The organism is Candidatus Planktophila sp., from assembly GCF_046070465.1.
GTDB lineage: Bacteria > Actinomycetota > Actinomycetes > Nanopelagicales > Nanopelagicaceae > Planktophila.
Genome location: NZ_JBJTMK010000128.1, coordinates 1 through 12,754, shown reverse-complemented (window position 1 = coordinate 12,754; position 12,754 = coordinate 1). Strand labels below are relative to the sequence as shown.

The window sequence follows — 12,754 nt, the reverse complement described above, 5'->3', positions numbered from 1 at the left end:
ATTCAGCAATAACCGGTACTCCATGGTTAGAATTACCGCCTGCTCTATCCTTCAAAGGAGGCCCACCGTGACCTATGTGATTGCTCAGCCTTGTGTCGATGTGAAAGATAAGTCATGTCGCGAAGAGTGCCCAGTGGATTGCATCTATGAAGGTTCACGCATGCTCTACATCCAGCCAGATGAGTGCGTCGATTGCGGTGCTTGCGAGCCGGTCTGCCCAGTAGAAGCTATCTACTATGAAGATGATGTCCCAGGACAGTGGCAGGACTACAAGAAGATCAATACAGAATTCTTCGTCGAGCTAGGTTCACCTGGCGGAGCATCAAAGGTAGGTCAGACGGGTACTGATCACGCTGATGTAAGCGCTCTTGGGCCACAAACTTCCTGATTTTCCGTGGGATGCGCTGGCACCTTACAGCGCAACTGCGAAAGAACACTCGGAAGGGATTATTGATCTCTCTGTAGGAACACCTGTTGACCCCACGCCAGAATTTATTCAGCAGGCATTGAAAGAATCTTCAAACTCTCCGAGTTATCCAGTAACCACCGGAACGCCCGAGCTACGTGCAGCAATTACCCAATGGGCAAAAGATAATCTGGGGGCAACCGGTGAGTTCGGTGTCTTACCACTTATCGGTTCCAAAGAATTCGTTGCCTGGCTTCCGACCTTTCTCACATCATCAACGGTTCTCTATCCGGCGGTCGCTTACCCAACATATTTAGTCGGTGCAATGTTGGCAAAGGCCTCACATACCGCCGTTGAAATTGATGCATCGCAATGGCCGCAAGCAGATCTTGCATGGGTGAATTCTCCATCTAATCCAACAGGTCGTGTTCACTCACAATCCGAATACGAAGCAGCTATAGAGTGGTCTCGCAATTCAGGGGGAGTCCTGGTCTCCGATGAGTGCTATCTAGAATTTGGTAGAGATGTAACACCGACATCGATTTTGCAATACACCGGTGGGGATAATCGCAATATTCTCGCCGTGCACTCACTCTCAAAGCGCTCGAATCTTGCTGGGTATCGCGCAGCATTTGTTATCGGCGATCCACAACTGATCGCTGAAATTCTTGAGGTACGTAAACACGCAGGCATGATGGTTCCGCTTCCCGTGCAGAAAGCGATGATTGCCGCCCTCTCGGATTCTGATCATGTTGCTCAACAGCGCAATCTCTATAACTCTCGTAAGGCCACACTGATTCCTGCGCTCGAGGCGGCAGGTTTCTCCATTGAATTCTCCAATGCCGGTCTCTATCTCTGGGCAACGCGCAATGAAGATTGCTGGGATTCCGTAGCATGGCTTGCAAAGTTGGGCGTGCTTGCAACACCAGGGATTTTCTATGGCGATTCAACGCATATCCGGATTGCGATGACAGCAACAGATCAGCAGATTTCGCAAGCCGCCTCACGCATTCTCGCTGCGGTAAAGTCATAGCTATGGCAGTCGGAATCCTTCTCGTTGGTGGCTTTGGTACACGTCTGAAGCCGCTGACTTCCGAGTCACCCAAGCCGATGTTGCCAGTTGCAGGTCTTCCGGTAACAGAGCACCAAATTCTGGCAGCGCAGAAAGCAGGAATTCACACACTTGTTCTTGCTACTTCATACCTATCAGAAGTTTTTACTCCTTACTTTGGTGATGGATCCAAGTGGGGAATGAAGATTCTCTATGCAGTAGAGAAAGAACCATTGGGAACAGGCGGTGCAATCCGCAACGCTGCGGAACTTTTGGATATTGATGGCCTGGGTGATGAGCCAATTGTTGTATTTAATGGTGATGTCCTCAGTCGCCACTCAATTGCAGATCAAATTAAGTTTCACCAGAGCAAGTCTGCTGATGCGACGCTTCACCTCATTGAAGTTGAAGACGCTCGCGCTTTTGGATGCGTTCCGACAGATTCAGAAAACCGCGTCACAGCGTTTTTGGAGAAGATGGATAACCCAATTACTAACTCCATCAATGCAGGTTGTTATATTTTCCATCCATCCGTCATTCATCGAATTCCTTTAGGTGAAGTCGTCAGCATTGAGCGAGCAACATTTCCAGATCTTGTCGCAGCAGGCCGCCCAGTCTTTGGTTATAAAGAGCAGGCATATTGGCTTGATGTAGGTACACCAGCAGCGCTCTTTAAAGGTTCACGTGATCTCATCGATGGTGATTTTCATGCGATGCCAGGGTGCGAGATTGACTCCACTGCAATGATCACCGGCAAAAGTTCATTGGGCAAGAACGTAAAGGTGGGGGCGAATGTCCGCATCGATGATTGCATCATTGGTGACGATGTAGTCATAGAGGACGGTGTTGAAATCTCACAGTGCTTTATTTTTCATAAGACACTTCTCACATCAGGTTTTCACAAATCGCGCCACTACTTGTCCAGTGCGATTTCTGAACCCATTAATCTGTAAAAAGCTGAAAATCTTCAATTTTTTACCCCATTGTGACCATTTAATAGGGAAACTCGGGGTTGACTTATAGGGATTACATGGGTGTAATTCAGTCCTAGAGCGCAGCAATTCACACCGAATTGCGCCCTAAGGTCTGCAAGGAGATTCGACGTATGCCGATCCGCCCAGAAGGTTTCTCAACTGGCAAGCCATCAGCCCCCACTGCTGGACCAACCATCCAACTCGCAAATGGCGAGAATATGGAGCTCTCATGGCAGGAGCGCTCATTGTGCGCTCAGACCGACCCAGAAGCTTTCTTCCCTGAAAAGGGCGGCTCTACACGCGAAGCAAAGCGTGTCTGCCAATCATGCGATGTCCGCCAGGAATGCCTCGAATACGCGCTCGCTCACGATGAGCGATTCGGTATCTGGGGTGGACTCTCAGAGCGTGAACGTCGTCGCCTTAAGCGTCGCGCCTAAGGTCTCTTTCACTTTTTGCTCTTGCAAAAGTTAGAGTAATTCCATGACCACCTCACGCATCACAGCACTTCTTGTCGTGCACGATGGTGCGACATGGCTACCCGAGGTTGTCGCCTCGATTACTTCCCAGACTCGTAGCGCCGATCAAATTCTCGCTATCGATACTGGTTCCCAAGATGCATCGGCAAAGCTGCTCAAAGGCGCTCGCATTCCAACCGTTACTCTCGATCGCACAACATCATTTGGTCAGGCTGTTCAGTACGGCGTCTCTCAACTCCCTGCTCCGATTGAAGGGGTAGAAGAGTGGCTTTGGATTCTCCACGATGACTGCGCTCTCGATCCACATGCGTTAGAACAACTCACTGCTGCCGTTGCCGATCGCCCCAACATAGTCATGGCCGGTCCTAAGTTACTGGGATGGCATGATCGCACTCACTTATTAGAAGTTGGAATCAGTATCGCCACAAACGGTTCTCGTTGGACCGGGCTTGAGCCGCATGAATACGATCAAGGTCAACATGATGGGAATCACGAAGTCCTCTCCGTCAGTACCGCGGGAGCGCTTATCCGTCGCGATGTCTTTGTAGAGCTAGGTGGTTTTGATCCGAACTTAGAACTCTTCCGCGACGATGTTGATTTTGGTTGGCGCGTACATACATCTGGCCACTCGGTGCTTGTGGTCACATCAGCAATTGGATTCCACGCCCAAGCTGCCTCATCTGAACGACGTGCGATTGATATTGAAGGTGCACCTCTGCATCGCCCACTTCTCCTAGATCGTCGTAACGCTGCCTATGTACTCCTTGCAAACTCATCTTGGTGGAAGTTGCCACTCCTGGCGCTACAGCTCATGAGCGGTGCCGCTATTCGTTCAATTGCCTATCTCTTTGCAAAACTTCCTGGGTATTCCAGCGATGAAATTCTTGCAATCGCATCGCTGTTGATTCATCCGGGGGAACTTCTTGCAGCAAGAAAAATTCGTAAGCAGCAGCGATTAGTTTCTTCAGGAATTGTTGGACGATTTATTCCATCGCGATGGACGCAAGTCAGAAGCGGCTTTAGCCGAATCATTGAAAATATCCGCGGAAAAATCTTTCCCGATGATAAGAGCGACCAGGTACCAGTACTCAGTGAACTTGATATCAATGAAGATGAAGAAATTCTTCAACCACTCAACAACAACATTTGGAAGACAATTTTTGTTAAGCCGCTAGTGATCGCTTCTACTTTCTTACTAGTCATTACCTTTGGTTGGACTCGGCATCGGTGGGGTTCTATCTCGGGAGGCGCATTAGCCACATCTCCTTCAGGTGTGTCGGATATCTGGCAATTCTTTGTGCAGAGCTGGCATGAAGTCGGAATGGGCTCAAATATTGCAGCCCCTGCCTGGGTGCTTCTAGTTGGAATTGGTTCACTTCTCACATTGGGAAACGTTCCCGCATTTATCTCAATCTTCTTTATTGTTGCGCCATTTTTGGCGTTATGGAGTGCACAGAGATTCCTGCAAAACCTATCCTCTAGCCCAGTCTTGATTGCGGCAACATCACTTCTCTACGCCCTCTCTCCAGTGGCTATTTCATCGGTCAATGGTGGCCACCTCGGAGTCGTTGCGCTTGTCATTCTTCTTCCTGTCTTTCTCGCCCACTTGGGCGAATGGAGCGCAATAGAAAATCGTTCCATTCGAAATCTCTTTGCGATTTCACTCTTCATTTGGGTGCTTCAGGCTCTCAACCCTTCTCTGATTCTCATTCTAGTTCTGGTTTCGCTGTATTACATTGCACGCGATTACATAGCTGCAGATAAGAGTTTTCGCGATCCACTCTTTCTCACTCGCTTAGGTCGCCGTTCAATTGTCCTTTTCACTCCATTGATTCTCGCCCTGCCAACATCTCTTACGTACATCGTTCACCCATCCCGAATACTTTTAGAGATTGGAATCATGCAGCCAGGAGGCGGTGGAAACCTTGCACTGCTAGCAAATCCTGGCGGAGCGGGTTCGCTTCCTTGGTGGTCGATTAGTCCTATCTCTATCCTGCTTGTGGTTACATATTTCTCGACCACAAAGGCGCGCGAATACTCCACGTATGGAATCGGATTTTTACTCTTCGGTGCTCTCGCCGCCTCACTTCAAGTCACTGGTAATGGTTCGTCGAGTCGTGAATACGTATTTGCTGGAGCCTTCCTTGCTATTGCTACAGCGCTCTCAGTCAGTGCGACTGTCATTATGTTTGACGACGTTCGTTCTCGCCTTGAAAAATCGCACTTTAATTATCAACATATAGCAGTAGGGCTTGTGATCTTGATCAGCGCAACGTATAGCGTGACGTCATCTCTGTGGGTCTTCTCTGCAGGTGCTGCATCGCCCGTTCAAAGAAAAGCAGAACCAGTACTTCCTGCCTTCCTCGCTATTGAAGCAGATGCAAAGACTCTGGTGATTCGAACTATCGAAGAAGGTGATCGCAGTGCACTTGCTTATTACATTGCCCGTGGGGGAGAGGTAACACTTGGTCAGCCTGATGTTGCAATCGAGAATGCACCGCTTATCACCCATGCCGTTGAAGGTCTTATCGACAACACAGGGGTAGGCAGCTCAAAGACTTTTGCATCATTCGGTATCAAGTATGTATTTGTGAAGAATCCTGCACATCAAGAACTTATTCAAACTATCGATGGCCTCGGAGGTTTTAACCGCGCTTCAGCAACCCCGGCAGGAACTGTTTGGAAAGTTGCGCAACCCACCGGCCGAGCAATCTTCACCGACTTCTCGGGGAAGAGCTCTGTCCTCGACATCGCATTGGGGTCAGTCGTAGTGCCAGGACCAGGAACGCTCACTCTGACGGAAAATTACAGCCAAGGCTGGCAAGCACTTGCTGCGGGAGTTCGACTTGATCGCAGCGAAAGCGAGTTTGGGCTTCCTCAATTTAAAGTCTATGAGGGCGGCGAAGTTGTTTTCTTGCATGACGGAACAAGTCGCCGTGCATGGCTTTCAATCTTTCTCATTGCACTTGTGACGGCGATCGTGATGGCGCTTCCTGCGGGCCGTAAGCGCCGTGAACTCGAAGATCGCGAGGTGGCCTAATGAAAAATCGCCTCATTCAGCTCTTGGCAGCTTTCCTAGCAGTGATTCTCTTTAGCAACGTGGTGAGCTTTACTACAAAGAACAATCGATTTTCAGAGAGCTATCCAGCTGTTGTCTGTCCGCCAAATCTAAGCGGACAGAGTTCAGTAATCTCTCTTTCTTCACCTCAATTGCTGATTCGCAAAACTGGCGTATCAACGATGGCCTTCAAGGAGTCTCGTACTCGTCGATTAGCCGGAGGCCCGCAGGCGACCGTAATTGATGGACAATCGATTACTCCTCTGATGTGGCAGGTCCGCACTGGAGTATGGGCAGGAGGAGTCACTTGCCTTGCACCTGTGACATCTCAGTGGTTTGTTGGAGCCACTGCGGATGTGACTTCTAAAGGCTCACTCACAATTGTGAATAGCGGTTTAGGCAAAGCTCTTGTTGGCGTTACCGTCTTTACTGAAAATGGAGTTCAGGCAGAGCAAGTATTTGCAGTAAAAGCCAATTCATTCATCACAACTCAGTTGGCGTCGTTGGCACCCGGTTCTCGATCAATAGCGATTCATGTCGTTCCACAAACCGGTCGGGTAAACGCCTTTGTGACAGATGAGCGAGGACGTGGCCTACAAGCTCTCGGTGGAGACACAGTTAACTCAGTCGAAAATGCAACAAAGTCTCTCGTAATTCCTGCCGTCCCACAGCAGACTGGAAAGAAGACATCACTGCCTCATACTTTGCGCATTCTGATTCCCGGAGAGGTCGGAGCTCAAATCGGTGTCGAAATTAAATCAACTGATGGAACTTTCTCCCCAGCTGGTATTGATGGAAAGATGATTCCGGCAGGAAAAGTTGTCGACCTCCCGCTCGATGTCATTATGCAGTCAGGAAAGTTTGCGCTCCATCTCACAGCAGAGCGCCCATTTGTGGCTTCAGTCTTCACAAAGACTCAATCACAAGGAAAGACCGATTTCTTGTGGAGCACTGGTGTTCCAGAGCTAGAGAATGGAACATTTGCTGCAACCGGTCTCGCTCCAATGCTGGTATTTACTGGAGGTGAAATCGCTGTCGATCTCGAGCTCACTTCAGTTTCAGGAAAGAAGCAGATAATCACGGTGCGAGGCAGTGACATCGCTACCTATCAAATCTCTGAACGTACACGCTCATTTACTATCACACAGCGATCTGCACAAACTTATGGCGCAGCTCTCATCGCCTCAAAGAGCGGATTTGGTTACGCCCCATTGGTGACCGGAAGTGTTCTGACCCGTTCCTCAATACCTCGTTCAAATATCAGAGTGTTGATTCCATAACTTTCATTGCCTCGCCCACTAATCTTTCATCTATGAGTTCAGTAACAGGGCGCCCCTGCTCTCGTGTTAGCTGTAGGGCTGCCGCGACGATGACTCTTACCTATATCTATGCCGACTCACGTGCAGTGCTTGGACCCATAGCAACCTTCTCCGAGCCGCATGCCTACGATCTCTGCGAACGTCACGCTGCTCGATTAACTGTTCCTAACGGTTGGAGCATCGAACGTGAAGCTCTCAATTCTCAAGGCGTTGGACCAAGCGAAGATGATTTGATGGCGATCGCAGATGCGGTACGTGAAGTTGCGCGAGCTCATCAAGATCAGACTCCCGAGACTGGGATTGCATCTGGTGCACAAGTTGGTCGACGCGGCCACCTTCGTGCGGTTCCTTCTTAGTATTTCACCTCTTACTATTAGCGCATGAGCGCATCAATTTTTAAGGCCTATGACATTCGCGGACTCGTCGATAGTGAAATTACATCTGAATTTACCTTTGCAGTGGGTGCAGCTTTTGCTCGTTTTCTCAAAGCAGAACGTGAACCAGGAACAGTTGTTATTGGCGAAGATATGCGTCCTTCATCTCCCACTCTTGCAGATGCCTTTAGTGCAGGTGTTACCTCTCAAGGCCTCGACGTAATCCGTATCGGTCTTGCTTCAACAGACATGCTCTACTTTGCGGCAGGCAAGCTCAATCTTCCTGGAGCAATGTTTACAGCTAGCCATAACCCGGCTGCATATAACGGAATCAAGATGTGTCTCAGCGGTGCGCGTCCGATCGGAAAAGAATCTGGGCTTCTTACCATTGAGAAATTTGTCAACGAAGGTTCACCTCTTGCACTTTCTCAAGTAGGTGTTGAACGTCGTCAAGAGATGCTCGAAGAGTATGTCTCTCACCTTCTTCAACTTGTTGATCTCTCTCACATCAGGCCTCTCACAATTGTCATTGATGCTGGCAATGGCATGGCAGGACATACAGCGCCAGCTGTTTTCTCTCGCCTCAACGCAAACGTGACTGAGATGTACTACGAACTCGATGGAACTTTCCCTCATCACGAGGCTAATCCCATCGAGCCGGAGAACCTCAAAGATCTGCAGGCAGAGGTCAAGAAGAGAAAGGCAGATATCGGTCTTGCATTTGATGGCGATGCAGATCGCTGCTTCTTGGTGGATGAGAAGGGCGATCTGGTTAACCCATCCGCGCTCACCGCTTTGATTGCCACTCGTGAACTTGCAAAGCATCCAGCCTCAACAATCATCTATAACCTCATTTCATCGAAAGCAGTTCGTGAAGTTGTCGAAGAAAATGGTGGCACCGCAGTTCGCTCACGAGTAGGTCACTCATATATTAAGAAGCTCATGGCAGAGACTGGAGCGGTATTTGGAGGCGAGCACTCTGGCCACTTCTACTTCCGTGACTTCTGGCGAGCAGATTCAGGAATGTTGGCTGCACTCCACGCAATTGCAGCTCTCGGCGAAGATGAAGTTCCGCTATCTCAGTTGCTAGCACCATTTAATCGCTACTTCTCTAGCGGTGAGATTAATTCGAAGGTTGGCGACGCAGTTGCTTCTACAAAGAAAATTGAAGATCAATACAGAGCAATCGAGGGCGTAGAACTCGATTACCTAGATGGATTAACTGTCACCGGCGATACATGGTGGTTCAACTTACGCGCCTCCAATACTGAACCTCTCCTTCGACTCAACGTTGAGGCTACGACTTCACAAGAGATGGCATCCATTCGTGATGCTGTTCTCAACACAATTCGCGCCTAAGCCTTAATTCTGCCTTTCCAGCCTTGGGCTAGTAATCTATTCCCATAGCCGATCAGCACAGTAGAGCCCTACGCCGAAGGTCAAGCGAAAATAGAAGAGCCCACTAATAGTTGGGGCCTTTTTAAGAGCCTATTGAGGGAGATATAAATGTCAGTAACTACCGTTCCTAAGCACGATATTGCAGATGCATCACTTGCCGCTGCCGGTCGCAAGCGCATCGAATGGGCGGAGCGCAATATGCCTGTTCTTGCACAGATTCGCGAACGCTTTGAGAAGACACAGCCATTTACTGGCGTTCGTATCTCAGCATGTATGCACGTCACAACTGAGACAGCAAACTTGATGCGCGTCCTCAAGGCGGGCGGAGCAGAGATCGCTCTCTGTGCATCAAACCCACTTTCTACACAAGATGACACAGCGGCTGCGCTAGTGCACGAGTATGGAATTTCAGTCTTTGCGCGCAATGCAGTGGATCGCGATGGTTACTATGCACACATCAACGCATCACTTGATATCGAACCTCACCAGGTCTTCGACGATGGTTGTGACCTCGTCAATACGCTTCACACAACACGTCGCGAGCTTCTTCCTAATATTTCTGGCGGATGCGAAGAGACAACAACCGGTGTTATCCGCCTCAATCAGATGGCTAAAGATGGCGCATTGACATTCCCGATGATTGCGGTCAATGACACAGATACAAAGCACATGTTCGACAACCGTTTCGGAACAGGTCAGTCGACTCTCGATGCAGTCTTTCGCGCAACAAACTTCTTGCTGGCAGGTCGAGTTCTTGTTGTCGCAGGTTTCGGTTACTGCGGCAAGGGAGTTGCAGAGCGTGCAAAGGGCATGGGTGCGGATGTCATCGTCACTGAAATCGATCCAACTAAGGCTCTCGATGCAATGATGCAGGGTTACCGGGTCATGCCAATGACAGAAGCCGCAAAGGTTGGCGATGTCTTCATCACTGTGACAGGCAACCGCGATGTACTTCGCGATGAGCACTTCGCAGTGATGAAGGATGGCGCAATTATGGCTAACTCAGGTCACTTCGATATCGAAATCGATGTGGCATGGCTAGAACAGAATGCAAAGACAAAGAATTCAAAGATGCGTCACCAGACAGATGAATATGTACTTGCCGATGGACGCCGTCTACTCCTCATTGCAGAAGGTCGTCTTGTGAACCTTGGTGCAGCAGAAGGCCACCCAGCATCAGTCATGGATATGTCATTCTCTGATCAGGCCCTCACAGCTGAATACCTTGTAAAAGAAGCCAAGAACCTTCCAGCTGGAGTTCACGAAGTTCCTTCATATATCGATAAGGAAGTTGCATCACTCAAGCTCAAGTCAATGGGCGGCAATATCGACACACTTACACCTGCACAAGAGTTGTACCTCAACTCATGGGAGCACGGTTCATAAATGGCTCGAATCCTGGTCGTCGATGACGATTTAGATCTTGCAGAGATGCTTGGAATTGTTCTTACAAGTTCAGGCTTTGATGTAGATCTCGTCAATCGTGGAGACGAAGCGCTTGAGGCATTTAGAAATAATCCTCCAGACCTCGTACTCCTCGATGTGATGCTTCCAGGAATAGATGGCATCGAGGTCTGCACGCTGATTCGCAAAGAATCAGTTGTGCCGATCGTGATGCTGAGCGCCAAGGGCGAAACTCTCGACATCGTTCGAGGACTCGAAGCTGGCGCTGATGATTATATGCAGAAGCCTTTCCGTGATGAGGCAGAGCTCATTGCACGAATTCGTACACGCCTACGCCGCACCAATGCAGATGTCACAGGGATCCTCTCGATCGGCGATCTCACTATTGATGTGACAGCTCATGAAGTTCACCGCGGACCGAAGACTATTACCTTGACGCGGCTTGAGTTTGATCTTCTCGTGGCACTTGCCAAAGATCCAGGTCGAGTATTTACCCGCGACGCACTTCTCAGCGAGGTCTGGGGTTACCGTCACTCAACCGATACCCGCCTCGTTAATGTTCACGTTCAGCGCCTCCGTTCAAAAATTGAGCATGATCCTGAGCATCCAGAGATCGTGATGACTGTTCGCGGTGTTGGATATAAGGCAGGCGGCACGTCATAGAATGACAAGACTTCGTCTTGCCTTTCAGCGGTCTCTTGGCGCCAAAGTCGTTACCTCCACGATTCTTCTCTCACTCGGTGTCGTTTGGCTTACAGGTTCTGCTCTCTACTCTCGACTTTCTGATGGTATTCGCTCAGTAAATCTCAATTCCTCGATCGCCGAAGCACGTTTGGCATTCTTCAATGCGCAGTACCAGCTCTTGATTTCTCAAGGTAAGAACGTTGATGAACGTAAGAAGATTCTCGCTGAGATTGTCGTTGATGCCACAACTCAGGGAATTAAAGAACAGCGACGCGAAGTCATTATCGTCAAGACGCCTACGACAAAGACTTCCAAAGTGAATTACGAGATGGCCTCTAACGGAGCGATGTCCGAGTCAATTCCATCGAATGTAAGAACAAAGATTCTGAAGGACTCGAACCTGCAATATGAATATGGAAAATTAAAGTATTTCTCTGGAGAAGGAGCTGATTCACTCTTTGTAGGAAATCGAATTGATATTCCAGGTGCTGGTCGATATGAAATGTATGTGGTCTTCTCACTAGCCAATCAAGCATCAACCATGAAATTGATTCAAAACTCACTTTTAGTTACAGGATTTGCTCTTATCTTCCTCATCGCCCTGATTACATGGCTTGTGGTCCGCCAAGTTGTCCGACCGGTGCGGGAAGCAGCGGCAGTCGCTCAGCAATTTACACAAGGAGATTTTGATCTCCGAGTTCCTATTACATCGAACGACGAGCTCGCGACGTTAGCGCACTCATTTAATGAAATGGCAGAGTCAATTGAACAGCAGATTTCTCGGCTGGAGAACTTATCTCGCGTGCAGCAGCGATTTGTCTCTGACGTCTCCCACGAATTGCGGACACCTCTGACCACTCTTCGCATGGCGTCAGAAGTTATCTATAACCACCGCACCACCTTTGATCCACCTGTTGCGCGAAGTGCAGAGCTTTTGGTTGCTCAACTCGATAGGTTCGAGCGCTTACTTGAAGATCTGCTCGAAGTGAGCCGATTTGATGCCGAAGTGGCTGTTCTCGAACCAGTCGAATTTGATCTCATCGCCCTTATTAAACGTTGCGTCCATGATCTCGGTATCGATAGCGATGAGAAGACTTCAGGAGTATCTACCAAGTCAGATAGCTCGACTGTTGCGGTCAAGGCAGATATGCGCCGTGTAGAGCGGATTATGCGCAATCTTTTATCTAATGCACTAGATCATTGCGATGGCACCCCGATTGAGATTCAAATCAAGACAACAGAGACCGAGGTCGCTGTCGGAGTACGTGACTTCGGCACTGGTCTCGATGAATCATCTCTGATTCGCGTCTTCGACCGATTCTGGCGCGCGGACCCTTCACGTGCACGTGTCCGTGGTGGAACAGGACTGGGGCTTTCTATCGCCTTGGAAGATGCGCGGCTTCACAATGGCGAACTCGATGCATGGGGTCGCCCAGGAAAGGGTGCGCACTTTGTGCTGACTCTGCCGCGTAACGCCGGGGATTTAATTCATAGTCGTCCCATTAAACCGACCCCGGAAGATTTCCACGAAGAAGTTTTCTATCAGTAAATAACAACAACTTTTGGCCAAGATAAGCCATGGAGTTTTTCGAAAGCTTGCAAGAGATTCT

11 protein-coding genes are annotated in these 12,754 nt (G+C 49.2%); all 11 read left to right on the top strand.

All coding sequences use genetic code 11. The features are described 5' to 3' along the window. The first annotated feature begins 67 nt into the window (after nt 1-67). The 11 genes from fdxA (at nt 68) to mtrB (ending at nt 12,693) form a co-directional block, all read left to right on the top strand. Nucleotides 68-388 (top strand): ferredoxin, encoded by a 321-nt coding sequence (fdxA, locus tag ACKOVI_RS05930; RefSeq protein ID WP_509603173.1) that lies wholly within the window; start codon nt 68-70, stop codon nt 386-388. Further along, nucleotides 369-1,439, top strand: coding sequence for a succinyldiaminopimelate transaminase (gene dapC, locus ACKOVI_RS05925; RefSeq protein ID WP_509603172.1), 1,071 nt, complete (start codon nt 369-371; stop codon nt 1,437-1,439). Before fdxA ends, dapC begins: the two co-directional genes overlap by 20 nt. Nucleotides 1,440-1,441: 2 nt before the next feature. Next, nucleotides 1,442-2,410: a nucleotidyltransferase family protein gene (locus ACKOVI_RS05920; RefSeq protein WP_509603171.1), complete on the top strand. Its 969-nt coding sequence runs from the start codon at nt 1,442-1,444 to the stop codon at nt 2,408-2,410. Nucleotides 2,411-2,649: 239 nt separating this feature from the next. Next, on the top strand, nt 2,650-2,868 hold the full coding sequence (locus tag ACKOVI_RS05915; RefSeq protein ID WP_509603174.1) for a WhiB family transcriptional regulator: 219 nt from the start codon (nt 2,650-2,652) through the stop codon (nt 2,866-2,868). 43 nt (nt 2,869-2,911) lie between these two features. Beyond that, a complete protein-coding gene (locus tag ACKOVI_RS05910) occupies nt 2,912-5,947 on the top strand; it encodes a glycosyltransferase family 2 protein (protein WP_509603170.1) in 3,036 nt (1,011 codons plus the stop codon). After that, nucleotides 5,947-7,245, top strand: a complete 1,299-nt coding sequence (locus ACKOVI_RS05905; RefSeq protein WP_509603169.1) for a DUF5719 family protein — start codon at nt 5,947-5,949, stop codon at nt 7,243-7,245. Before ACKOVI_RS05910 ends, ACKOVI_RS05905 begins: the two co-directional genes overlap by 1 nt. A 32-nt stretch (nt 7,246-7,277) precedes the next feature. Further along, a complete protein-coding gene (locus ACKOVI_RS05900; RefSeq protein WP_509603168.1) occupies nt 7,278-7,640 on the top strand; it encodes a DUF3499 domain-containing protein in 363 nt (120 codons plus the stop codon). A 24-nt stretch (nt 7,641-7,664) separates the two neighbouring features. Further along, nucleotides 7,665-9,017 carry a phosphomannomutase/phosphoglucomutase gene (locus ACKOVI_RS05895; RefSeq protein ID WP_509603167.1) on the top strand — a complete coding sequence of 451 codons (1,353 nt, stop codon included), beginning with the start codon at nt 7,665-7,667 and terminating at the stop codon, nt 9,015-9,017. 147 nt (nt 9,018-9,164) lie between these two features. Next, complete coding sequence (gene ahcY, locus ACKOVI_RS05890; RefSeq protein ID WP_509603166.1) at nt 9,165-10,442, top strand: adenosylhomocysteinase; 1,278 nt, start codon at nt 9,165-9,167, stop codon at nt 10,440-10,442. After that, entirely contained in the window at nt 10,443-11,123 is a 681-nt protein-coding gene (mtrA, locus tag ACKOVI_RS05885; protein ID WP_509603165.1) for an MtrAB system response regulator MtrA, read from the top strand. A 1-nt stretch (nt 11,124) separates the two neighbouring features. Next, a complete protein-coding gene (gene mtrB, locus ACKOVI_RS05880; protein WP_509603164.1) occupies nt 11,125-12,693 on the top strand; it encodes an MtrAB system histidine kinase MtrB in 1,569 nt (522 codons plus the stop codon). Nucleotides 12,694-12,754 lie beyond the last annotated feature (61 nt).

Excerpts from the sequence above, each read along its gene's own strand:
- ACKOVI_RS05920 (WP_509603171.1), top strand. The coding sequence starts at position 1,442 with ATGGCAGTCGGAATCCTTCTCGTTGGTGGCTTTGGTACACGTCTGAAG.
- ACKOVI_RS05915 (WP_509603174.1), top strand. The coding sequence starts at position 2,650 with ATGGAGCTCTCATGGCAGGAGCGCTCATTGTGCGCTCAGACCGACCCA.
- ACKOVI_RS05910 (WP_509603170.1), top strand. The coding sequence starts at position 2,912 with ATGACCACCTCACGCATCACAGCACTTCTTGTCGTGCACGATGGTGCG.
- ACKOVI_RS05905 (WP_509603169.1), top strand. The coding sequence starts at position 5,947 with ATGAAAAATCGCCTCATTCAGCTCTTGGCAGCTTTCCTAGCAGTGATT.
- ACKOVI_RS05900 (WP_509603168.1), top strand. The coding sequence starts at position 7,278 with ATGAGTTCAGTAACAGGGCGCCCCTGCTCTCGTGTTAGCTGTAGGGCT.
- ACKOVI_RS05895 (WP_509603167.1), top strand. The coding sequence starts at position 7,665 with ATGAGCGCATCAATTTTTAAGGCCTATGACATTCGCGGACTCGTCGAT.
- ahcY (WP_509603166.1), top strand. The coding sequence starts at position 9,165 with ATGTCAGTAACTACCGTTCCTAAGCACGATATTGCAGATGCATCACTT.
- mtrA (WP_509603165.1), top strand. The coding sequence starts at position 10,443 with ATGGCTCGAATCCTGGTCGTCGATGACGATTTAGATCTTGCAGAGATG.
- mtrB (WP_509603164.1), top strand. The coding sequence starts at position 11,125 with ATGACAAGACTTCGTCTTGCCTTTCAGCGGTCTCTTGGCGCCAAAGTC.